The 20,384-nt window shown below is 69.3% G+C and carries 22 protein-coding genes; 13 read left to right on the forward strand and 9 right to left on the reverse strand.

Annotated elements, in window-relative coordinates; translation table 11 throughout:
* Positions 1-29: 29 nt before the first annotated feature.
* Together D7Y11_RS06425 and ileS are read left to right on the forward strand one after the other, a co-directional pair.
* Positions 30-326 carry a hypothetical protein gene (locus tag D7Y11_RS06425; RefSeq protein WP_014400417.1) on the forward strand — a complete coding sequence of 99 codons (297 nt, stop codon included), beginning with the start codon at positions 30-32 and terminating at the stop codon, positions 324-326.
* A gap of 53 nt (positions 327-379) precedes the next feature.
* Positions 380-3,274 (forward strand): isoleucine--tRNA ligase, encoded by a 2,895-nt coding sequence (gene ileS / locus D7Y11_RS06430; protein ID WP_121753808.1) that lies wholly within the window; start codon positions 380-382, stop codon positions 3,272-3,274.
* A gap of 9 nt (positions 3,275-3,283) precedes the next feature.
* On the opposite strand, the gene D7Y11_RS06435 is transcribed toward ileS, so the two are convergent.
* A complete protein-coding gene (locus tag D7Y11_RS06435; protein WP_126933261.1) occupies positions 3,284-4,072 on the reverse strand; it encodes a hypothetical protein in 789 nt (262 codons plus the stop codon).
* A 112-nt stretch (positions 4,073-4,184) separates the two neighbouring features.
* A complete protein-coding gene (locus tag D7Y11_RS06440) occupies positions 4,185-4,952 on the reverse strand; it encodes a Mut7-C RNAse domain-containing protein (RefSeq protein ID WP_121753806.1) in 768 nt (255 codons plus the stop codon).
* A gap of 240 nt (positions 4,953-5,192) precedes the next feature.
* On the opposite strand from D7Y11_RS06440, the gene D7Y11_RS06445 reads away from it, so the two are divergent.
* Complete coding sequence (locus D7Y11_RS06445; RefSeq protein ID WP_120575559.1) at positions 5,193-6,434, forward strand: endonuclease/exonuclease/phosphatase family protein; 1,242 nt, start codon at positions 5,193-5,195, stop codon at positions 6,432-6,434.
* A gap of 64 nt (positions 6,435-6,498) precedes the next feature.
* Here D7Y11_RS06445 and D7Y11_RS06450 read toward each other — a convergent pair whose 3' ends face one another.
* Positions 6,499-6,858, reverse strand: a complete 360-nt coding sequence (locus tag D7Y11_RS06450; RefSeq protein ID WP_233596744.1) for a hypothetical protein — start codon at positions 6,856-6,858, stop codon at positions 6,499-6,501.
* A 141-nt stretch (positions 6,859-6,999) separates the two neighbouring features.
* Here D7Y11_RS06450 and lspA (D7Y11_RS06455) point away from each other — a divergent pair, with 141 nt between their 5' ends.
* The 7 genes from lspA (D7Y11_RS06455) (at position 7,000) to D7Y11_RS06485 (ending at position 12,327) form a co-directional block, all read left to right on the forward strand.
* Entirely contained in the window at positions 7,000-7,629 is a 630-nt protein-coding gene (lspA, locus tag D7Y11_RS06455) for a signal peptidase II (RefSeq protein WP_120575561.1), read from the forward strand.
* A gap of 32 nt (positions 7,630-7,661) precedes the next feature.
* Positions 7,662-8,279, forward strand: coding sequence for a signal peptidase II (gene lspA / locus D7Y11_RS06460; protein WP_120575562.1), 618 nt, complete (start codon positions 7,662-7,664; stop codon positions 8,277-8,279).
* Positions 8,280-8,362: 83 nt separating this feature from the next.
* Positions 8,363-9,664 (forward strand): prolipoprotein diacylglyceryl transferase, encoded by a 1,302-nt coding sequence (locus tag D7Y11_RS06465; protein WP_120575563.1) that lies wholly within the window; start codon positions 8,363-8,365, stop codon positions 9,662-9,664.
* A 39-nt stretch (positions 9,665-9,703) separates the two neighbouring features.
* Complete coding sequence (locus D7Y11_RS06470) at positions 9,704-10,819, forward strand: MXAN_5187 C-terminal domain-containing protein (RefSeq protein ID WP_120575564.1); 1,116 nt, start codon at positions 9,704-9,706, stop codon at positions 10,817-10,819.
* Between the two features lie 12 nt (positions 10,820-10,831).
* Positions 10,832-11,347 (forward strand): HAD family hydrolase, encoded by a 516-nt coding sequence (locus tag D7Y11_RS06475; RefSeq protein ID WP_120575565.1) that lies wholly within the window; start codon positions 10,832-10,834, stop codon positions 11,345-11,347.
* A gap of 22 nt (positions 11,348-11,369) precedes the next feature.
* Positions 11,370-11,711 carry a hypothetical protein gene (locus tag D7Y11_RS06480; protein WP_126933262.1) on the forward strand — a complete coding sequence of 114 codons (342 nt, stop codon included), beginning with the start codon at positions 11,370-11,372 and terminating at the stop codon, positions 11,709-11,711.
* 241 nt (positions 11,712-11,952) lie between these two features.
* Positions 11,953-12,327, forward strand: coding sequence for a hypothetical protein (locus D7Y11_RS06485; protein ID WP_233596745.1), 375 nt, complete (start codon positions 11,953-11,955; stop codon positions 12,325-12,327).
* Between the two features lie 4 nt (positions 12,328-12,331).
* Here D7Y11_RS06485 and D7Y11_RS06490 read toward each other — a convergent pair whose 3' ends face one another.
* Complete coding sequence (locus D7Y11_RS06490; RefSeq protein WP_120575568.1) at positions 12,332-13,165, reverse strand: SDR family NAD(P)-dependent oxidoreductase; 834 nt, start codon at positions 13,163-13,165, stop codon at positions 12,332-12,334.
* A gap of 200 nt (positions 13,166-13,365) precedes the next feature.
* On the opposite strand from D7Y11_RS06490, the gene D7Y11_RS06495 reads away from it, so the two are divergent.
* The 3 genes from D7Y11_RS06495 to D7Y11_RS06505 all read left to right on the forward strand — a co-directional run bounded on the left by D7Y11_RS06495 (position 13,366) and on the right by D7Y11_RS06505 (position 15,375).
* Positions 13,366-13,593: a hypothetical protein gene (locus D7Y11_RS06495; protein ID WP_169820314.1), complete on the forward strand. Its 228-nt coding sequence runs from the start codon at positions 13,366-13,368 to the stop codon at positions 13,591-13,593.
* Positions 13,593-14,513: a tetratricopeptide repeat protein gene (locus D7Y11_RS06500; protein ID WP_120575569.1), complete on the forward strand. Its 921-nt coding sequence runs from the start codon at positions 13,593-13,595 to the stop codon at positions 14,511-14,513. The genes D7Y11_RS06495 and D7Y11_RS06500 overlap by 1 nt, the downstream gene beginning before the upstream one ends.
* Before the next feature lie 112 nt (positions 14,514-14,625).
* Positions 14,626-15,375: an SDR family NAD(P)-dependent oxidoreductase gene (locus D7Y11_RS06505; RefSeq protein WP_120575570.1), complete on the forward strand. Its 750-nt coding sequence runs from the start codon at positions 14,626-14,628 to the stop codon at positions 15,373-15,375.
* 72 nt (positions 15,376-15,447) lie between these two features.
* On the opposite strand, the gene D7Y11_RS06510 is transcribed toward D7Y11_RS06505, so the two are convergent.
* The 5 genes from D7Y11_RS06510 to D7Y11_RS06530 all read right to left on the reverse strand — a co-directional run bounded on the left by D7Y11_RS06510 (position 15,448) and on the right by D7Y11_RS06530 (position 20,345).
* Complete coding sequence (locus D7Y11_RS06510; RefSeq protein ID WP_120575571.1) at positions 15,448-16,371, reverse strand: hypothetical protein; 924 nt, start codon at positions 16,369-16,371, stop codon at positions 15,448-15,450.
* A 21-nt stretch (positions 16,372-16,392) separates the two neighbouring features.
* The gene (mgtE, locus tag D7Y11_RS06515; protein WP_120575572.1) at positions 16,393-17,721 is read right to left on the reverse strand and encodes a magnesium transporter; all 1,329 of its coding nucleotides are present in this window, start codon (positions 17,719-17,721) and stop codon (positions 16,393-16,395) included.
* A gap of 199 nt (positions 17,722-17,920) precedes the next feature.
* Positions 17,921-18,307 (reverse strand): lactoylglutathione lyase, encoded by a 387-nt coding sequence (gloA, locus tag D7Y11_RS06520; RefSeq protein WP_120575573.1) that lies wholly within the window; start codon positions 18,305-18,307, stop codon positions 17,921-17,923.
* Between the two features lie 38 nt (positions 18,308-18,345).
* Positions 18,346-19,041 (reverse strand): HNH endonuclease, encoded by a 696-nt coding sequence (locus tag D7Y11_RS06525; RefSeq protein WP_120575574.1) that lies wholly within the window; start codon positions 19,039-19,041, stop codon positions 18,346-18,348.
* Positions 19,038-20,345 (reverse strand): AAA family ATPase, encoded by a 1,308-nt coding sequence (locus D7Y11_RS06530; protein WP_120575575.1) that lies wholly within the window; start codon positions 20,343-20,345, stop codon positions 19,038-19,040. Before D7Y11_RS06530 ends, D7Y11_RS06525 begins: the two co-directional genes overlap by 4 nt.
* Between the last annotated feature and the right edge of the window lie 39 nt (positions 20,346-20,384).

The following is a 20,384-nucleotide window of genomic DNA, read 5'->3' on the forward strand; positions in this document are numbered from 1 at the left end:
GCCATCGGGCAAGGGAAGACGAGAGCGACATGACGACGCGTATCGCGGTGAGGGGTTGGCTGGGACTGATGGCGTTGGGCGCGGTGCTGGTGGCGCCCCAGGCGCTCGCGCAGACGTGCGACGAGAAGTGCTCCATCAACGCCGGCCCCACGATGCAGGCCTGTGTGAAGAAGTGCTCCGCCAAGGACAGGAACTGCACGGACAAGTGCACGAAGGCGTTCCAGGCCGCGAAGGCGAAGTGCGCCAAGAAGTGTCCCAAGGGCAAGGGCAAGAACACGCCCCAGCCGCACACGCACGAACACGGCGACGACCACCACGACGAGTGAGTCCGCGGGTGTGATTGAAGGACCGGCGGGAGGGTGTTACGGGCGCTCAAGCCATGAGCGACGCCCCCTCCCGCAAGGATCTCGACGCCACCGTCCACCTGCCGCGCACGGAGTTCCCCATGAAGGGGAACCTGGGCCAGCTCGAACCGCGCCTGCTCGCCTGGTGGCGGGAGCAGGACGTGTGGACACAGTTGCTCGCGAAGAACGCGGGCCGTGAGCCCTTCGTGCTGGCGGACGGGCCGCCGTATGCCAACGGCCACCTGCACGCCGGGCATGCGCTCAACAAGGTGCTGAAGGACATCGTGGTGAAGTTCCGGAACCTCTCCGGACGCCCGTGTGACTTCATCCCCGGCTGGGACACCCACGGTCTGCCCATCGAGCAGGCGGTGGAGAAGCGCCTCAAGGAACAGAAGCTGGACAAGCGCACACTGTCGCGCGACGCGCTCTTGGAGCGCTGCCGCGAGTACGCGCTGGAGTTCGTGGACATCCAGCGCGCGGAGTTCCAGCGGCTGGGTGTTTTCGGAACGTGGGACGCGCCCTACCGGACGCTCGACTTCAGCTACGAGGCGCAGGAGGTCCGCGAGTTGGCCGCGTTCGCGCGCCGGGGCATGTTGTACCGGCGCAAGAAGCCCGTGGCGTGGTGCCTCCAGGACCAGACCGCGCTGGCGGAGGCGGAGGTAGAGTACGCGGAGCACACGTCTCCGTCCGCGTACGTGGCCTTCGACGCGGGGCCGGCGCTGGTGGACAAGCTGCCGCAGCTGAAGGGTCAGCGTGTGTCCTTCGTCATCTGGACCACGACGCCGTGGACGCTGCCGGCCAACCTGGCCATCGCGGTGAACGCCGAGTTCGAATACGTCTTCTACCGGCTGGAGGACCGCGTCCTCTGCGTGGCGAAGGACCTGCTGGCGAAGGTGCTGGCGGAGGTGAAGTCGGACGAACTCGCCGTGAAGCACGTGCAGCTGCCCACGGGCGAGGTGTCGTCTCCGGCGCTGGTGGATCCGTCCCGCATCCTCGCGTACGCGACGGGTGAGGACCTGGAGCACGTGACGTATCAGCACCCGTTCCTGGAGCGGCAGGGGCGCGTGGTGCTGGGCGAGCACGTCACGTTGGACGCGGGCACGGGGCTGGTGCACACGGCGCCGGGACATGGCCAGGAGGACTACGAGGTCGGCCTGAAGTACGGCCTGGACATCTACAACCCGGTGCGCGCGGACGGCCGTTACGACGACACGGTGGGCGAAGTTCTCGCGGGCCGGCGCGTGTTCGAGGCGAACCCGGTGGTGTTGGATCTGCTGGTGCAGCGGGGCGCGCTGCTCAATGACAGGTCGGACACCGTCACGCACAGCTATCCGCACTGCTGGCGCTGCCATCAGCCGGTCATCCAGGCGGCGACCTATCAGTGGTTCATCCCGATGGACGCGCCGTTCCACGGCACGCAGACGTTCCGGCAGGTGGTGCTGGAACAGGTGGAGCAGGTTCAGTGGGTGCCGTCGTGGGGGCAGTCACGCATCCGGGGCATGCTGGAGGGCCGTCCGGACTGGTGCATCAGCCGGCAGCGCAGCTGGGGCGTGCCGATTCCCATCGCGTACTGCGACGGGTGCGACGACGCGGTGGTGTCTCCGGAGGTGATGGAGCGGGTGGCGGCGGCGGTGGAGAAGGAGGGCGCGGGCGTGTGGTACCGCACGCCGGTGAAGGACTTCCTCGGGCAGGACTTCACGTGTCCGCGCTGCGGCAAGGGCGAGTTCCACCGCGAGACGGACATCCTGGATGTGTGGTTCGACTCGGCGTGCATGGCGTCCGCGGTGCTGGCGAAGCGGCAGCGTGTGCCGGCGGACCTGTTCCTGGAGGGGAGTGATCAGCACCGGGGCTGGTTCCATTCCTCGCTGCTGGTGTCAGTGGGCACGCGCGACGTGGCGCCCTACAAGGCGTGCCTGACGCATGGCTTCGTGGTGGATGGTCAGGGCGAGAAGATGTCCAAGAGCCGGGGCAACACGGTGGCCCCGGACAAGGTCATCCAGCAGTACGGCGCGGAGGTGCTGCGCCTGTGGGTGGCGGCGAGCGACTACCGCAACGACGTGCGCCTGTCGGACGCCATCCTGAAGGGGCTGTCGGAGGGCTACCGGAAGATCCGCAACACCCTGCGGTACGCGCTAGGCAACCTGCACGACTTCGACCCGGCGAAGGACGCGGTGGCAGGGGACAAGCTGTTGCCCCTGGACCAGTGGGCGCGCGGACGGCTGGCACAGGTGGCCGCGCGCGTGCGGCAGGCGTACGAGGATTATGAGTTCCACCTCGTCTACGCGACGGTGGTGGACTTCTGCGCCAACGACCTGTCGGCCGTGTACTTCGACATCCTGAAGGACCGGCTCTACACGGCGAAGCAGGACGGGCCTGCGCGACGTGGCGCGCAGACCGTGCTGCACGAGGTGCTCACGGTACTGCTGCCGCTCCTGGCACCGGTGATGAGCTTCACGGCGGAGGAGGCGTGGCAGCACCTGCCGGGCGAGCGCACGAAGAGCGTATTCCTGGCGGGCTTCACGAACGTGGGCGCCGTGATGCCGCCGGAGTTGGAGGCGCGCTACGCGAAGCTCTTCGCGGTGCGCAGCGCGGTACAGGGCGTGCTGGAAGTGGCGCGGCGGGACAAGCGCATCGGTGCTTCACTGGAGGCCCGCGTGGCGCTGAGCGCCACGGGCGCGGTCCGCGAGATGCTGGAGGCGCACCTCGCGGAGCTGCCCGGGCTGTTCATCGTGAGCCAGGTGGAGCTGGCGAATGATCCGTCTGATGCAGCGAAGGCCTTGGATGTTTCACAGACCTTCGGTGACGGCGCGTCGCTCTCCGTCGAGGTGCTTCCCGCACTGGGCACCAAGTGCCCGCGCTGCTGGGTGTATTCCGAGGCGGTGGGGCAGGGGGATGATGTCTGTCTCAAGTGCCGTGAGGCATTGAGCTGAAAGCAAGGCTCAGGGCTGGGGTTTCGGCTCGAGCTTGGGGCCCATGGGAAGCCAGTTGTCGTAGGCTTCGCTGCTTTCGGGCTGCATCCTGAGCGTGGGTCCGTTGGTTGCCTCACGGCCGAGACGCCAATCGATCTCCCATTCGATAGGCGTCTCCCCCCAACGGAGCGTGGAGGGGATCTCCTGCACGACCTTGTCGCCAAGGGTGATGAAGCGCAGTCGGCCCGGAAGCTTCGGTTTGCCTCCATCGGGTATGGGGAACGTGAAGAGCGCGGCCGGCAGAGAGGGAAACGCGGGGGCCGCTACCTCGGTCCTCTGAGGCTCGCCTCCGGCAACCTTGCGGAACGCGGCGCAGCGGAGGTACTCCGCCTGGGCGACGAACCCCCGGAACAGGAACGTGTCGTCCGTGGGAAATGACAGGACGTCCATGGGGACGTCGGGCACGGAATCGGAGCACCCTCCGTCCAACTCCTCCGTGATCTGGGCTCCGTCCGTCGTCTTGGAGCGTCTGGTGAGATTGACCCATCCGTGATGGACGGTGCCATGTCCCTCCCCCCGGGCGGCATCCATGTGAATCCGGAACACGCCACTGAACTCGAGCTGGTCCGCCCAGTCGAAACGCTTGTCACCCTGGATCCAGGTGCCATGGGAGCGCATCTTGAGCTTGTAGTGTCCCAGCCAGTGGGGGACGGCCAGGACGCGCGCCTTGGGTGTGGAGAGGGATTGGCTGGTGGCGGCGGGAGCCGAGACGACAGGGGGCTTGCTGGAAGCGCAAGCCATCAACATCGCGGCGCCCAAGAGCAGGAGACTGGAATGAGGAAGGGTCATGTTGGCCGGATGGCAATGAACCCGTTTCCCAAGGGTGCGTCCAATTCGTGGCGAAAATGCTCCTGTCAGGAATTGGGACTGCCTAGGGATTGGTGGCCTCCAGCTTGCGCAGCGTCTCCACCAGGTTCTGCATGCGTTGGTGGTGCGTGCCGGGCCAGAAGACGCGCTGGCAGCCGGGGCACTGCTGGAAGTGGCTGTGGCGTTGGGCCACGCCTTCCGGGACGCGGCCCTGCACTTCTTCCGGGGTCGCGGTGGACAGCGGCGCGTTGCACGCGATGCAGCGGGAGAAGGGCCGCATGCGCGAAGTCAGGCCGTACCTCCGCACCACCTCCACCAACTGGTGCGCGGGGTCGGTCGCTCGCGGGAAGTAGCCGTGCACCACCTCCGAGCGCTTCAGCACGCCCAGGTCCCTCGTGAGGAGTACTCGCGATTCGTCGTGGGACAGGCGCGCCAGTTGGTCGTCCGCGTAGTCGTTGCGCCAGAGCGTGTCGAAGCCCAGCATCCGCAGGAAGCCCGACAGCCTCCCCAACCCCACGTCCAGGATGAAGCGCGGCATCTCTGGCAGGGGCGGCCCCACTCGCGCTTCCCTCGCCACTTGCGGCACCGATGGATCCGACGCCGGATACACGTCGAGGCTCGTGCCCTCCTCCGCGCGGTGCGCGAAGTCCACCGGCGCTCCATCCACCAACACCACGTCCACCTCCGGGTGCGGTGGACCCAGCGACTCGATGAGGTCCTTCACGGACGGGCTTCCCTGCAGCACGTGCGTGAACGCCTGCCCCCGGCGCTCCGGTGCGACGAAGTCGTTCAGTGCGCCGTGGATCCGCACCGTGAGCTGCCGTGATGACATCCTGGACTCCTCACGTCCTGCTGCGTCGTAGCCAATGCCCGTGATGCCTTTCTTTGAATCCCCGCCTTCCCCAGCTGCGGAGCGACGAAAATCTCGGATTCTTGAAAGGCAGTGACGCAATCCTCACGGGCGGTCAGAGGACAGCCTTCTTGCAAACTTCTATACTCACGCGCCAGTCGGCGCGCCGAAGCCGATGGGTCACCCCCTCGACACCCTCGGAAGCAAGGATCCAGGCCCTGCATGGCAATGAAGCTCCCCCCGTATCTCCGCCCCCTCCTGGCGATGGGCTTCTTGGCCCTCGCTTGCGGCGAGGGTGAAGAGCCCACCGCGCCTCCGGACTCGGGGACCTCCGTCGATGCCGGGACCCGCACCGACGCGGGCACCACCGTCGATGCCGGATCCGACGCGGGTCAGTCCACGGACGATGCGGGCACCACCGAGGACGCCGGATCCGATGTGGATTCAGGCACCAATGATGCCGGCACCGAGGTCGAGGTGGACGCGGGCACCACCGAGGACGCGGGCACCACCGAGGACGCGGGCACCACGGTCGACGCGGGCACGACGGTCGATGCTGGCACCACGACCGACGCAGGCACCACCGAGGACGCGGGCACCACGACGGACGCGGGCACCACGACCGACGGTGGCTCCGCGGACGCGGGCCCGATTGGCGAGACGGATACCGACGGTGGCTACACGCAGATCCGCCTGATGGCCGCCAATCTCTCCAGCGGCAACGGCCAGGACTACGACCCGGGCCACGGCATCCGGCTGATGCAGGGCGTGAAGCCCGACGTCGTGATGATCCAGGAGTTCAACTACAAGTCGGACTCCGCCTCGGACATGCGCTCCATGGTCGATATGATCGGCGCGGGCTTCTACTACTACCGCGAGACCGGCGCGCAGATCCCCAACGGCATCATCAGCCGCTACCCCATCATCGAGTCGGGCGAGTGGAAGGATGCCAAGGTCTCCAACCGCGACTTCGCCTGGGCCCGCATCGACATCCCCGGGCCTCGCGACCTGTGGGCCATCAGCGTCCACCTGCTCACCACCAGCTCCAGCAACCGCAACGCGGAAGCCACCCAGCTCGTGGGCTACATCAAGGCGAACATCCCCGAGGGCGACTACCTGGCCATTGGCGGTGACTTCAACACCGACTCCCGCTCCGAGGCGTGCCTCACCACCTTCAAGCAGGTGGTCGACATCGCGGGCCCGCACCCCGCGGACAAGAACGGCAAGGAGGGCACCAACGCCGGCCGCAGCAAGCCCTACGACCATGTCATCGTGGACTCCGACCTGCGCCAGTACCAAGTGCCCACCGTCGTCGGGACCAGCACCTTCAACAACGGACTGGTGCTCGACAGCCGCGTGTACACGCCCATCTCGGACATCTACCCGGCGCTGAACTCCGACAGCGGCGCATCCAGCATGCAGCACATGGGCGTCATCAAGACGTTCCGCACGCCCAACTTCTAACGGGCACCCCGCAGGCAACTCGGGCCGGTCATCGGGAGCTCCCCGGTGCCCGGCCCGCGCCGTTTCAGAGCAGGTTGCTCCACTTGTGCCGGTTGCGCTCCAGGAAGCGCGCCACCGGCGGGATGCGCGCCACCAGCGGCGTCAGCACGAACACCGCGCCCAGGCGCAGCGGCTTGATGACCTGCGTGGCCACGTACGCCGCGCCCCACGCACCCGCCTGCGCCCCCGTGCCCTCCGGCTGGAAGCCGGCGCGGATGGCCGCCCAGAAGCCCGCCAGCGATAGGAAGAAACTCAGCCAGTACAGGGCGAAGGCCACCGGGCCGTACTCCAGGAGCAACGCCTTGAAGCGCGCCATCAACGTCGGCTTCGCCGCCGGCGGTGCGGTGGTTCCGGGTGGGGCAATGTCGGGAGTGGAAGGTTTCACGTCGGGCTCAACAGGCGCCATGGGCGCACCATGCCCGAAACGGGCGGACTCCGGGAGGGAGAGGGCAGGCGGGCCGGCGGCGTGCGGCCCGGGTCCGGGTTGTCAGGGCTCCCGGGGGCGCGATAGAGGTTCGGGTACCCCATGAAAGCCTCCTTCCGTCTTCTCCTCGTGGTGGTCCTCGCCGTGCTGGCGGCGGATCAGGTGACCAAGTACCTGGCCGTGTCCCGGCTGACGGAAGCGCTGGATGGCCGCAGCGGCATGGCGCGCGTGTCCGGCTTCCTGAGCGAGCAGAACCTGGACAACGACCCTCCGGTGGAGGGCGTGTTCCGCAAGAACACCCGGCCGTACCGCTTCATCGAGGACTACTGGCACTTCCGCTACGTGGAGAACCCGGGCGCGGCGTGGGGCATGTTCTCCAACCTTCCGGAGACGGCGCGCAAGGCGTTCTTCCACGTGGTGAGCCTGGTGGCGCTGGGGTTCATCCTGACGCTGTACCGGAAGACGGAGCCGTCGCAGAAGCTGGTGCGCGTGGCGCTGGCGCTCATCACCGGCGGCGCGCTGGGCAACTTCGTGGACCGGCTCATCCGGGGCTACGTCATCGACTTCATCGACTGGCACTGGCGCAACCAGCCGGGCATGCGCTGGCCCACGTTCAACGTGGCGGACGCGGCCATCTGCGTGGGCGTGGCGCTGATGCTGCTGGACTCGGTGCGCCGGCCGGAGGCAGCCGCCGCTCAGCCGCTGCCCCAGGGCAGCAGCCCGCAGCCGTGACGCGCGGGGGTGGGCTGGTATAAGCCCTCTCCGTGCCGCGCAAATACGTCATCCTCCTCGCCCTCACGTTGGGCGTCATCGTGCTGGACCAGTGGACGAAGTACCTGGTCGTGCGCGATCTCACGACCCGCTTCGACGGGGCCACCACCCTGTCGGAACGGCTGGGCGAGTTCTATTCGCCCGCGGAAGCGCCGGGCTTCCGAGGCCTGCACTTCCAGCCGAAAACGCACGTGGAGGTGGCGGAGAACTTCTTCCGCCTGCGCTACGCGGAGAACCCGGGCGCGGCGTGGGGCATGTTCAGGAACCTGGCCCCGAACGTGCGCGGCCCGCTCTTCCACCTGGTGAGCCTGGGCGCGGTGCTGCTCATCGTCTTCTACTTCCGGAAGCTGTCCGGCAAGGACCCCGCGGAGGTGTGGGCGCTGTGGGGCCTGCCGCTGGTGCTGGGCGGCGCGCTGGGCAACTACATCGACCGCCTGTCGCGGGCCTTCGTCATCGATTTCCTGGAGGCCCATTGGTACGACAAGGCCGCCTGGCCGTCGTTCAACGTCGCGGACATGGCCATCTGCATCGGCGTGGGCATGCTCGTGGTGGATGCCTTCGTGCGCAAGGAGAAGCCGGAGGCCTCCGCTTCCGCGAAGGCCGCGCAGTGACGTGACGGCGGGCCGGGAATGTCCCTCCCGCCCGTCCCGGTTGTCCCCGCCGTTCGTCCGGGCCTCCCGGGCAAGAGGTCCCCATGCTCCCCGTCCTGTTCCGCCTGTCCTTCACCACGCTGTGGATGCAGCTGTTGCTGTACGCCGCCGCGGTGGGAGTGGTGGCCTCCGTCGCCGTCAACGGCTGGCGCGGCACGCTGGGGCCGGTGGACGCGAAGACGGGCAAGGAGGGCCCCGCGTCGCTCCAGGACAAGCTCCTGCGCGCGGTGGGGTTCGCGGTGGTGGGCGGCTTCCTCGCTTACTTCGGCCTGATGTACGCGCTGCCCGCGGACGCGTTCCCCGGGGGAAGGGGCGAGGGCATCCCGCTGCACACCTACGGCGTGCTCCTGGCCGCGGGCTTCGTCACCGCGGTGTCGGTGGCGGGCCGGCTGGCGCAGGACGAGTGGCGCCGGGTGAGCTTCGTGGACGGCCGGGGCTGGGTGGACACGGAGGGGCCCCAGAAGCGCGAGCAGGTGCTCGACATGGCGTTCTGGGTGCTGGTGGGCGGGCTCGTGGGCAGCCGCGTGCTGTTCGTGCTCATCAACTGGAAGGAGTATGCGCGCGACTGGACGCAGGTCTTCTCCCTGGGCGGCGGGCTGGTGTTCTACGGCGGCCTGATTGGCGCGGGGCTGGCGGCGTTCCTCTTCGCTCGCAAGAACAACCTGAACTTCCTGCGGCTGGCGGACGTGTGCATCCCCACCGTGTCGCTGGGGCAGTGCCTGGGGCGCCTGGGGTGCTTCTCCGCCGGGTGCTGCTGGGGCGACATGGCCGGGAGCCACTCGCACACGGGGGTCACCTTTCCGGGCTCCGGGCTGGCCCAGGACCTGTTTGGCCAGTTGGGGCGTGCGTCCAGCCTGGCGTATGGCTCACAGGCCTCGGATCCCCGCTACGTGGTGGAGGCCACCGGACAGGTGCTCCACGAGTGGGCGCCGGGCGCGGTGCGCATCTCCGACTGGGTGGCCCAGCACGGCACCACGCTGCCGGTGTACCCCACGCAGCTCTTCGAGTCCGTGGGGCAGCTGGTGCTCTTCGTGGCGCTCCTGTACGCGCGCCGCATCCGCCGCTTCCATGGGCACATCTTCGCCCTGTGGCTGATGGCCTACGCCGTCCTGCGCACCACGGTGGAGCTGTTCCGGGGCGACGTGGAGCGCGGCACCCTGCACGGTCTGCTGGAGTCGCTGGGCGCCCAGGGGCTGGCCGGGGCGGTGCCCCTGGAGGCCTGGTACAACCTGTCCACCAGCCAGTTCATCTCCCTGGGCATGTTCACCTTCGGTGTGCGGCTGATGCTGCGCCACCGACCGGCGGGTGAGGCCGCTGGCCTGGGGCCTACACCGTCGGCGGCCTGAGGTTGCGAGCCGCGCCCGGGTTGGGGACACTCCGGGAACATGCCGCCGCCCGACAACGCACGGTCCGCCGCCAAAGGTGGGGTCCGGCCCGCGCAACTGGACGCCAGTTCCTCCAGCGAAGCCGCCCTTCAGCAATGTGAAGAGCTGGAGGCGGCCATCGCGGAGCTGCGCCACAGCTACGAGCAGTACTTCCTGGGCATGGAGCGCCAGGCGCCCATCCGCGCGCATGAAGACCTGAAGAAGCGGATGCTGAAGCTCAAGGGGGCCTTCATCCGCAGCACGTCGGTGAAGTTCCGCGTGCAGAGCCTCCACAACAAGTTCCTCACCTACGAGCGGCTGTGGGTGCGCACCATCCAGGAGATTGAAGCCGGCACCTACCGCCGCGACCTGGCCAAGGCCCGCCGCCGCGCCGGGCCGAAGCAGGCCGGTGCCGCTGGCGACCGCCCGAAGGGCGTGGTGGAGATCCCCGAAGAAATCGACGACATGGACTTCGAGGAGATTGAGGAGCTCACCGGCCGCCGCCCCATCAACGAGCCGAAGCTCTCCTCGGAGTACCTGGCGGAGCAGCAGTCCGCGGGCGGTACGCCCTTCCGCGGCAGTCCGTCGGTGGCCCCTGTCGCGGCGCAGCCGGCCGGCGCGCCCCGGGGCACGCCCGCGGGGCTGGTGCCTCCGAAGCAGGGGACCCCGGCGGTCGCGCCCGTGAGCGGGCTGCCGTCCATCTCACCCGTGGCGGGCACGCCGCAGAAGGGGACCCCGGCGGTGGGGACGTCGAAGCTGCCCCCGGTGACGCCGGCGGTGGCCCCGGGTGGGACTCCGGCGGCGGGGCGTCCGGCGGTGCCTCCGGGCATGGCCACCAGGGCTCCAGCGGCGGCCCCGCAGCAGCCCGCGCGTCCGGTGGCTGCCGCCGCGCCCCGTCCCGCGGCGGCCGGTCCCGGTGGCGGCATGTCCGACGACAAGCTGCGCGCGGTGTACGACGCGTACGTCACCGCGAAGCGCCGCTGCCAGGAGGACACGTCCAAGCTGTCCTACGAGTCCGTGGCGGCCACGCTGCGCAAGCAGGTTCCGGAGTTGCTCAAGCAGCACAACGCGAAGGCCGTGGAGTTCAAGGTCGTCATCAAGGACGGCAAGGCCTCGCTCAAGGCCGTGCCCAAGTAGCGAAAGGCACGGATGAACCAGGACCTGGAGTCGCTCAAGGCGCGGGTGGCGCGCCTGTCGGTGATGATCTTCGACATCGACGGCACGCTCACCGACGGCCGCATCTTCTGGGTGCCCAACTCCGGCTGGACGCAGATGTACAGCGTGCGCGACGGCATGGGCATCAAGCGCCTGCAGGAGGTGGGCATCGAGGTGGCCGCCATCTCCGGCGGCGACAGCCTCTCCGCGCAGATGCGCATGCAGTCGCTGGGCTTGCGCCACGTGCACTTCGGCAGTCAGGACAAGGTGGCGCATTTCGAGAAGCTGCTCACCCTCCTCAACGTGTCCGCCGAGCACTGCGGCTACATGGGTGACGAAGTGGTGGACCTGCCGCTGCTCAATGCGGTGGGCTTCTCCGCCACCGTGCCGGAAGCGCCGGACGAGGTGCGCGCCCAGGTGCACTACGTGGCCCAGCGCGCCGCGGGCTTCGGCGCCGCGCGCGAGGTGTGTGAGTTCATCCTGAGGCATCGGACGCGCGTCGCGCCGTGATGTGAAGAAGGGGAAGCACCGCATGAAGTGGGGGATGTTGTTGGGGGTGGGAATCCTGGGGCTGACGGGTTGCGCGAGCGTCATGGGGCCGAAGGAGCCCGACTCGCCGCCCATCGGGCGTGCCACCGTGAAGTGCATCATCACGAAGAAGGGCCGGGCGGAGCAGTGCCGCGCCATCACGTGGGACCCGACCGTCAGCAACGCGCGTCTGGCGCAGGGCATCCGCGACATCGAGTCGACGCAGTACGGACCCGAAGAGGGAGAACGGTTCGGATGGTACGCGGAGGACCACCCGTACACCTTCGAGCTCAGGTTCTGGGATCCGCCCGTTACGGACGGCGGGGTGACGGCGTCCACGCAGTGAGGGCATGACCCTCCCGACCTGGGACAGGCCCGGGGCGTGTGCGGCGCGCGAAATTCACGGGCCTTCTGCCTCACCGTCAAACCGGTGGGACAGGAAAGAGGCCCAAACGTTCGCTCCTGGAAACGCCTACCTCCCCGGCTGGCGTTCGGGTTGTCGCTCCCAGGGCCCGTTCCTACCTTGCGCTGCCTGAAGGCCGGTGGACGGCCCGAGACACCTGGGAGGCGATGTGGGGATGCGGCGGATGTGGCTCGGACTGGCGGTGGCCGTAGGGGTCGCCGTGGCCACCGGATGCGGGCAGTCCCCCGAGGATTCCGAAGCGCGGCTCGCGGCCCTGGAGGCCGAGGGCAAGCAGATGGACCAGGCCCTGGACGCGGTCGAGGACCGGCTCCTGGGCAGCCAGGGACGGCTCGCCATGTGGAACGAGCTGGGGCGGCGTCACCAGGAGGTGAGCGCCATCCAGTGCAAGGTGGCCGACGCCCACATGGCCGCCATCCTCAAGCACGAGGGCAAGCAGAACCAGAAGGCGCGGATGGTGAAGCAGCGCAACTCGATGGCGTCCGTGGACGCCACCGTGCTCACGTCCGGCAAGGGGCCCACGCAGCAGCGCAGCAACTGAGGTTCTAGCCGGGGATGCGCGCGGTGCGCTCGCGGAGGCGCTTCTCCACCGCGATGACGCCCCGGAGGAACAGCCCGGGCGCCAGCCGCCGCAGCCGCCAGAACCAGCGCGCATCCGCCATGGGCAGCGCGTGCGGCGCGCCCTGGTCCACCGCCTTGAGCAGCCGCTCGGCGACCCACTCCGCGCCAATCTTGGACTGGTCCACCAGCTTCACGCTCATGCGGCGCGTCTCCGGGTCGGAGTAGGGCGCGGCCGCGGCGGCGATGTTCGTGCGGAAGAACGTGGGGCACGCCACCGTGACGCCCAGCCCCAGCGGCTGCAGCTCCGCGTAGAGCGTCTCCGACAGCGCGACGACGGCCGCCTTGGACGTGTTGTACGCCGCCAGGTTCGGCGCGTACACGAGCCCCGCCGCGGACGCGATGTTGAGCACGTGCCCGGAGCCCTGCTTCTTCAGGCGGGGCACGAACGCGTGGCAGCCGTGGATGACGCCCCACAAATTCACGTCCAGCACGCGCTTCCATTCCGCCAGGGGCAGCGTGCCCACCGCGCCTCCGGTGGCGACGCCCGCGTTGTTCACCACCAGGTCCACGCCGCCGAACGCTTCGTCCGTGGCGCGCGCCAGCGCCTCCACCGCGTCCGGGTCCGTCACGTCACACGGGTGCACGCGCGCCTCGCCGCCCAGCTCCGTGACGCGGCGGGCGGTCTCCTCCGCGCTGGCCGCGTTCATGTCCGACACCATGACCCGCGCCTGACGGGCCGCCAGCGCTTCACACAGCGCACGGCCCAGGCCGCTGCCGGCGCCCGTCACCACCGCGCGAGGACGAGAGGGAAGGCTCATGGTTTTCGGACTCCTGGGGCGAGAGGGAGAATGGCGTGACGCGACAGGGCTAGCACGGCGGGCGAAACGCTGGCCATGCATGGGTGCTCGCTTTCCCGGGGAACTCCTGCTTCCGGGCGGGCAGGCGGGCGCACGGTTCGTGACCCGGGGTCGGAAGTTGGCTAGAACCCACAGCCGTGCAACGCGCCTTGGTGGCAGCAATGGCAGTCGCGGCGGCGGCGCTCCTGGGATGCAACGACCTGGAGAACTGCGGCTCGACGGCGGTGGACATCACCCGGACCGACGGGGGCCTCTACCGTTGTGTGACGTCGGAGGACTGCCCCAGGACGTCGCGCGTCTCCGTGTGCGTGACGGACGTCTCCTCGGAGCGCGAGTGCGTGCGCTGCGACGAGACGCGCTGCGTGCGCGTCATCCCGGAGTCCTGCTGATGACGCGCGCGCTGTCGCGGTGGGCATGTGTCCTGGCGGTAGGGGCGCTCGCCGTCACGGGTTGCCGCGACAAGCCGGTGGACCACATGCAGCGCGCCCGCGACGCCATCTTCGAGAAGCGTCCGGACGAAGCGCTGGTGGAGTACCGCAAGGCCTACGAGATGCTGCTGCGCGACGAGACCCCGGAGGCGCTGGTGATGCGCGCCCGGGCGCTCAAGGGCGCGGCGGACGTGTACTGGCTGGAGCAGCGCAAGGTGAAGGAGGCGGTGAGCGTCTACCGCCAGCTCATCCAGCAGTGCCCGGAGGCGCCGGAGTCGCTGGAGGCGCGCATCATCCTGGCGGAGCTGCTGCGGGTGCACTACCGCGACCTGCGCGGCTCCATTGATCAGCTCACCGCCGCGCTGCACCGCAACCCGCCGCAGGGCGCGGAGCTGCAGTACCAGGTGGCCAAGACGTACTTCGAGCTCCAGGACTATCCGCAGTGCGAGCTGGAGGCGAAGAAGCTGCCGGACCGCTTCGCCACCAGCCCCTACGTGGACGACGCGCTCTTCCTCCAGGCGCAGGCCCTGGCCATGGTGGACGGCAAGCGCCAGGAAGCGCTGAAGACGTACGCGGACCTGCGCACGCGCTTCCCGGACTCGGAGCTGGCGCCGCACGCCCTCTTCGAGATGGGCAAACTGCGCGCGGACGCGGGCGACAACGAGAAGGCCATCGAGACCTGGGTGGAGTGCTTGAAGACGCACCCCGACCCGTCGCTGGTGCAGGACGCCATCACCCGGGCACGCCGCCGCCTGGCCAACCTCACGGTGGAGGGGATTGGCAAGAAGGAGGTGGCGTTCGACCGCAGCAAGCAGGCGCGCACCTCCGTGGAAGCCATGGGCGGCAGCGCCGAAGAGGCCGCCCGCGACCGCGGCGACTGACGTTGTTCCGTCGGGCGCATTCGCGTGCGCCCGTTCCTCCCGCGTGCCATGTAACGGCCGGGCCATGCCCTGACGGGGCGCAAGCGGCCCTTCTCGCGTGGGAGGCATTCACATGATCGTGCTGGTGACAGGGGCCACGGCGGGCATCGGGCAGGCCATCGCGCGCCGCTTCGTGAAGGAGGGCGCGCGGGTCATCGCCGCCGGACGGCGGAGCGACCGGCTGGACGCGCTCAAGGCGGAGCTGGGCGAACGGCTGCTGCCGGTGACGCTGGACGTGACGGACAAGGCGGCGGTGAAGGCGGCGTTCGCCTCGCTGCCGGCGGACTTCGCGCAGGTGGACGTGCTGGTGAACAACGCGGGGCTCGCGCTGGGGCTGGAGCCCGCGCAGGCGGCGCGGCTGGAGGACTGGGACGTGGTGGTGGACACCAACGTGAAGGGCCTCCTGTACTGCACGCGTGAGGCGCTCGCGGGCATGGTGGCGCGCGACCGGGGGCACGTCATCAACATCGGCTCCATCGCGGGCGAGTTCCCGTACCCCGGCGGCAACGTGTACGGCGCGACGAAGGCGTTCGTGCATCAGTTCACGCTCAACCTGCGCGCGGACCTGCACGGCACCGCGGTGCGCGTCACGGACATCCAGCCGGGGCTGTTGGGCGGCACGGAGTTCTCCCACGTGCGCTTCCGCGGCGACGAGGCGAAGGCCGCCGCGCTCTACGACAAGACCCAGCCGCTCACGCCCGAGGACGTCGCGGACACGGCGTACTGGGTGGCCACTCGCCCCGCGCACGTGAACATCAACGTCGTCTCCATGATGCCGGTGGCGCAGGCCTTCGGGCCGCTGCTGGTGAAGCGCGGCGGCTGAACAAGCGAAGGCGCCACGATGCCGGCGTGAGGCGCAAGGCCTCGCCGCGACGCTGGCGGCGCGCCAGGCGCTTCAGCCCGGCACGGGCAACGCGGCTTCCAGGAGCGGCGCGGGCACCGACGGGTCGTCCGCGTCCGCCACCAGCAGCACGTGGACGCGGCCACCCTCCACGCGCGCGTCCACGCCCTCCAGCTTCACGGGCACGTCCACCGCGTCCAGGTACACGGGCGTGCCATCTGGCGCGAGCACGCCCACCGCCGAACCTTTCAACGGCCCATCCGCCACGCGGTCGCGAGACGCCTCCGCCGTGGCGGTGAACACCACGCGCCCGTCCGGCAGCGGCGACGCGTCCGTGAAGGACAGCCGGACGCCGTTGGCTTCACCCAGCTCCCACCGCCGCACGGTGCGCACGGCCTCCGGCCCCATCACGCCCACGTCCAGGCTGGCCAGCACGCGGTCCAGGTCCAGGTCCACCAGCGCGTCCACGCCGCCCTCGCCGTTGCCCCGGTTGAGCAGCCGCAGCCGCTTGCCCGCCACCGCCGCGCCCTCCACGTTGAGCGCCACCAGCTCGCGCTCCAACTGCACGTAGAGCGACGTGCAGTCCACCGTGCGCGGCTCGCCCGCGAGCGTCCCGTCCGCGTTCAAGGGCAGCACCGACGCCCGGCGCCGCGCGGGCGTGGACCCCGAGGGCAGGGCCAGGAGCGCCCCGTGCGCGAAGGACGCGGACGGACCCAGCCTGCACAGCGCCTCCAGGTCCGGCTTCGCAGCCTTGCGCTCCGCGTGTCCTGCCGGAAGCTCTCCGGGAAAGAGGCGCACGGTGTGGCCCGGCGCGTCTCCGGCCGCGGGGAACACCGCGAGGTGGAGCGCGTCGTCCGCGACGACGTAGAGCCAGTCCCCCGCGCGCACCAGACCACTGGCGGCGGAGACGTGCGCGGGACGGCCGGGGGCTTCGGGCGCCGCGAGGGTGAGCGTGCGCCGACGGGTGGTGGGAATCATGGGTCCCGGGAGCGTCGCCGACTACAGCAGGGTTCCGCTCAGGAAGAGGCTCGCGGCCGTGAAGTAGATGACGAGTCCGGACACGTCCACCAGCGTGGCCACGAAGGGCGCGGACGCGCTCGCGGGGTCGAAGCCCACGCGCCGGAGGATGAACGGCAGCATGGAACCGGACAGTGTGCCGAAGATGACCACGCCCACCAGGGACACGCCCACCGTCATGCCGATGAGGAATGCGTGTTCGCCGTAGCTGTGGAACAGGCCCTGCCACACCATCACGCGGGTGAAGCCCACGACTCCCAGGATCGCGCCCAGCGCCAGGCCCGTGCTGAGTTCGCGCCGGGCCACGCGCCACCAGTCCTTCAGCCGCATCTCCGACAGCGCCAGCGACCGGATGATGAGCGTGGTGGCCTGGCTGCCGGAGTTGCCGCCGGAGCTGATGATGAGCGGGATGAAGAGGCTCAGCACGACGGCGCGAGCAATCTCATGCTCGAAGTAGCCCATGGCCGTGGCGGTGAGCATCTCCCCCAGGAAGAGCACCATCAGCCAGCCGGCGCGCTTCTTGAGCATCGCCAGGAAGCCCACGTCGAAGTAGGGCGCGTCCAGGGCCTCCATACCGCCGACCTTCTGGATGTCCTCCGTGGCCTCTTCCTGGACCACGTCCACGATGTCGTCCACCGTGACGATGCCCTTCATGCGCCGCTGCTCGTCCACCACGGGCATGGCCATGAAGCTGTGTTCGGAGAAGGTGCGGCTCACCGCCTCCTGGTCCGTGTTCTCCGCCACGGTGATGACGTCGCGGATCATCACGTCCGCCACGCGCTTGTCCGGCGCGGCCTGGAAGAGCTGGCGCAGGGACAGCACGCCCTGCAGCCGCTGCTCGGCGTCCAGCACGTACGCGTAGTAGACGGTCTCCACCTTCTCGCGCGCCTGCTTGCGCAGATACCCGATGGCCTCGTCGATGCTCATGTCCGGGCGCACGCGGGCGAAGCGCGGGTTCATGAGACCGCCGGCGTCGTCCTCCGAGTAAGCCAGCAGGACGTTCACCTCGCGGCGGCTGGCGTCGTCCAGCTGCGACAGGATGGCGTCCACCTGCTCCGGCTCCACGGCCTGGACCAGGTCGGCCAGGTCGTCCGGGGGGAGCAGGCGGACCCAGGTGCGGCGCTCGCCCTGGGGGAGGCTGAGGATGAGCTCGGATTGCTCGCGCGCGGTGAGGCCCAGGAAGAAGTCGTCCGCCACCGCCGCGGGCAGCAGGCGGAACCCCTCCAGGCGCTCGTCCATGGAGAGCACGGCCCACGCCTCGTGAAGCTCGTCGGGGGACAGCGCGTTCTGGCTCTGGGGACTCTCCACCATGACGACGGCCTCGAAAGAAGAGGGGGAGGGTGCGCGCCTCGCTGCATCGCGCGCGGGCCTCTCTACACCCCCGCAGGGGGCGCGGCGAGCGGAAGGCGCGAAACATCGTGTGGAAATCGCGTCCGCCTGCCTGCCCATGCCGCCCGTGTCCACGGGTTCACGGGAGGGCGCCCCGGTTGTTGGGGGCGCCACGGATGGGTCAGGCCTTCTGCTGGATGAGCTCCACCTTGTAGCCGTCCGGGTCCTCCACGAAGGCGATGACGGTGGTGCCGTGTTTCATGGGGCCGGGCTCGCGGACGACCTTGCCGCCGGCCTGCCGGATGGCGTTGGCGGTGGCGTGGATGTCGCTGACGCCCAGGGCGATGTGGCCGTAGGCGGAGCCCAGCTCGTACTTCGCCGTGTCCCAGTTGTGGGTGAGCTCCAGGGCCGGGTGGGTGTCCTCCGGGCCGTAGCCAACGAAGGCGAGCGTGAACCGGCCGTCCGGGTAGTCCTGGCGGCGCAGGAGCTTCATGCCGATGACGCGGGTGTAGAAGTCGAGCGACTTCTCCAGGTCGCCGACCCGGAGCATGGTGTGGAGGATGCGCATGCGGTCGCTATAACCGCGCCAGCGTGTAGGTGCGCAGGCTAAAGCGCGCCGTCCGCACGGGGGACGGGCCGGGTGGCCGCATCGAAGCAGGCCCTGGCGGTGCCGGTGAACGCGGCGATGAGCCGCTGGCGCATGTCCGCGTCCGCCGCGAAGACAGTCATCCAGATGGACCAATGGCCCAGCGCCGTGGCCTGCCGGATGACCAGCCTCCGCATGTGGGGCGTGTCGGAGGCAGCGAGGCAGTCCCGGGCTTCTTCCGCTCGTGCCCACGCCTCCCTGCGATGCTGCCAGCGGCGGTCGCTGGCCCTGGGGTGGTGGGGCGGCAGCTTGTCGAGCCCCGTGAGCTGAAGCGTCCGCTCCGCGCGACGCCGCTCCTGGGGGCTCAGGTTCGGCGCCGCGGTCACGACTCCGTCCGCGGCGTGGACGAAGGCCCGGGCCGTGTTGTCGCGGTCCGGCCAGTAGTAGCTCCCCAGGCGGATGCGTTTGGCGCTCTTGGTGCTGTTGCAGTTCACGCAGGCGAGCAGGAAGTTGTGCCACTCCCGCGCGAGCCCGGGGTGATGCTCCTGGGGAAGCATGTGCTCCACGGCGAGGCTGGCGTTCATCCGGCCCTCGCAGAACGAGCAGTACTCACCCATCCGCTCGATGAGGGCGCCGCGCGCCTCCGGGTAATCGGAGAAGGTCCGGCGCACGCCCTCGCCGTCGACGGGCCAGTCCCCCCGCTCCACGGGCCTCACGATTCGTCTCCGGGGAGCCCGGCCTTGCCTCGCTGCATCTCCAGGAAGGCGTGGTAGGCGACGTCGTCGCTGAAGGGCGCGGAGAGTTCGTCGAGCTCCTGCTTGAGGCGTTGGAGTTCCTTGCCCTTGGAGCCCTTCGCCTGCTCCAGCGCCGCGTAGTACTTCCGCGCCGCCTCCATCATCACCTGATGGCGATGGCTGCGCTGGGGAAGGTCCACGCCCATCACCTCCTGTGCGATGTCCTCGATGCTCCGGCTGGGGAGCGTCTCGCGGGATTGATCATCCAGGTTGATGAGCTCGTTCTCGCGCAGCGACTGGATGATGAAGGGCGAGTGGGTCGTGGCCACGAACTGCATCTGGGGGAAGACCTTGCGCAGGTCGTCCACCACTTCGCGTTGCCAGTTGGGGTGCAGGTGCAGGTCCAGCTCGTCGATGAGGACGATGCCCGGCGTCTGGGAGGGCGCCTGCTCACGCAGGTGCGGATTGAGGGTGGCGGTGCGGTAGGCGATGTTGCCCACCATGGCCAGCATGCTCCGGGCGCCGTCGCTCAGCATGTCGAAGGGCAGCTGGGCGCCGTCCTTCTTGCTCGCGACCAGCATGCCCAGCCGCAGGTCGTAGCGGACGTCCGTCCAGTCCCGCATGCACTCGCGAAGCGCGTGCTTCACCGCGCCCAACGTGCCGAGCGCGCGCCCCTCCTGGAGCTGGATCAACTCCATGGTCTTGAACCAGGAGATGAAGTCCTTGTGATTGGAGGAGGGGTCGAGGCACCCGTGATAGCCCCTGAACCGCGAGCGGGGCTTGAGGACCCTGGCTCCATCCGACGCCGTGGACTGGCGGGCCCGGCGTTGCAGCCAGAGGCGTCCCGTCCCGTAGTAGGCGATGAGCGGCAGGGCGACGTCCTTGCCCTTGCGCACCTGCGAACGCCAGGACAGCGTCCGCTTGGACAGGTCGGATGTCTGTCCATGGGTGGTGTGCTTGTTGGGGCCTTCGAGCGTCCGCGCCCACTCCAGGCTCTTCCCTTCGATGAGGCCTTTGCAGCGCACCTCCACGGGGTAGAGGGCCTCCAGCGTGGGGACCTCGCCCGCGGTGTGCATCACGCGCCGCACGTCATCGCGATGGATGCCGGGAGGCGTGGCGCCCTCCAGCCCCAGGAAGATGGCGCCCGCCGCGATGGAGAGCGCGTCGAGGATGGCCGTCTTCCCCGTGCCGTTGTCGCCGATGAGCACGTTGAACGAGGGCGAGAACTCGAAGGCTCGCGACGCGAATCCACGGAAGTTCTTGACCTCGATGCGCTCGATTCTCATCGGTGCTTTCGTCGGGACCTGTGGGACATCGTGTCCGCC

This window comes from Corallococcus sp. AB018 (assembly GCF_003986945.1).
Lineage (GTDB): Bacteria > Myxococcota > Myxococcia > Myxococcales > Myxococcaceae > Corallococcus > Corallococcus exiguus.

Excerpts from the sequence above, each read along its gene's own strand:
- D7Y11_RS06425 (WP_014400417.1), top strand. The coding sequence starts at position 30 with ATGACGACGCGTATCGCGGTGAGGGGTTGGCTGGGACTGATGGCGTTG.
- ileS (WP_121753808.1), top strand. The coding sequence starts at position 380 with ATGAGCGACGCCCCCTCCCGCAAGGATCTCGACGCCACCGTCCACCTG.
- D7Y11_RS06440 (WP_121753806.1), bottom strand. The coding sequence starts at position 4,952 with ATGTCATCACGGCAGCTCACGGTGCGGATCCACGGCGCACTGAACGAC.
- D7Y11_RS06445 (WP_120575559.1), top strand. The coding sequence starts at position 5,193 with ATGGCAATGAAGCTCCCCCCGTATCTCCGCCCCCTCCTGGCGATGGGC.
- lspA (WP_120575561.1), top strand. The coding sequence starts at position 7,000 with ATGAAAGCCTCCTTCCGTCTTCTCCTCGTGGTGGTCCTCGCCGTGCTG.
- D7Y11_RS06465 (WP_120575563.1), top strand. The coding sequence starts at position 8,363 with ATGCTCCCCGTCCTGTTCCGCCTGTCCTTCACCACGCTGTGGATGCAG.
- D7Y11_RS06470 (WP_120575564.1), top strand. The coding sequence starts at position 9,704 with ATGCCGCCGCCCGACAACGCACGGTCCGCCGCCAAAGGTGGGGTCCGG.
- D7Y11_RS06475 (WP_120575565.1), top strand. The coding sequence starts at position 10,832 with ATGAACCAGGACCTGGAGTCGCTCAAGGCGCGGGTGGCGCGCCTGTCG.
- D7Y11_RS06480 (WP_126933262.1), top strand. The coding sequence starts at position 11,370 with ATGAAGTGGGGGATGTTGTTGGGGGTGGGAATCCTGGGGCTGACGGGT.
- D7Y11_RS06485 (WP_233596745.1), top strand. The coding sequence starts at position 11,953 with ATGTGGCTCGGACTGGCGGTGGCCGTAGGGGTCGCCGTGGCCACCGGA.
- D7Y11_RS06490 (WP_120575568.1), bottom strand. The coding sequence starts at position 13,165 with ATGAGCCTTCCCTCTCGTCCTCGCGCGGTGGTGACGGGCGCCGGCAGC.
- D7Y11_RS06495 (WP_169820314.1), top strand. The coding sequence starts at position 13,366 with ATGGCAGTCGCGGCGGCGGCGCTCCTGGGATGCAACGACCTGGAGAAC.
- D7Y11_RS06500 (WP_120575569.1), top strand. The coding sequence starts at position 13,593 with ATGACGCGCGCGCTGTCGCGGTGGGCATGTGTCCTGGCGGTAGGGGCG.
- D7Y11_RS06505 (WP_120575570.1), top strand. The coding sequence starts at position 14,626 with ATGATCGTGCTGGTGACAGGGGCCACGGCGGGCATCGGGCAGGCCATC.
- D7Y11_RS06510 (WP_120575571.1), bottom strand. The coding sequence starts at position 16,371 with ATGATTCCCACCACCCGTCGGCGCACGCTCACCCTCGCGGCGCCCGAA.
- mgtE (WP_120575572.1), bottom strand. The coding sequence starts at position 17,721 with ATGGTGGAGAGTCCCCAGAGCCAGAACGCGCTGTCCCCCGACGAGCTT.
- gloA (WP_120575573.1), bottom strand. The coding sequence starts at position 18,307 with ATGCGCATCCTCCACACCATGCTCCGGGTCGGCGACCTGGAGAAGTCG.
- D7Y11_RS06530 (WP_120575575.1), bottom strand. The coding sequence starts at position 20,345 with ATGAGAATCGAGCGCATCGAGGTCAAGAACTTCCGTGGATTCGCGTCG.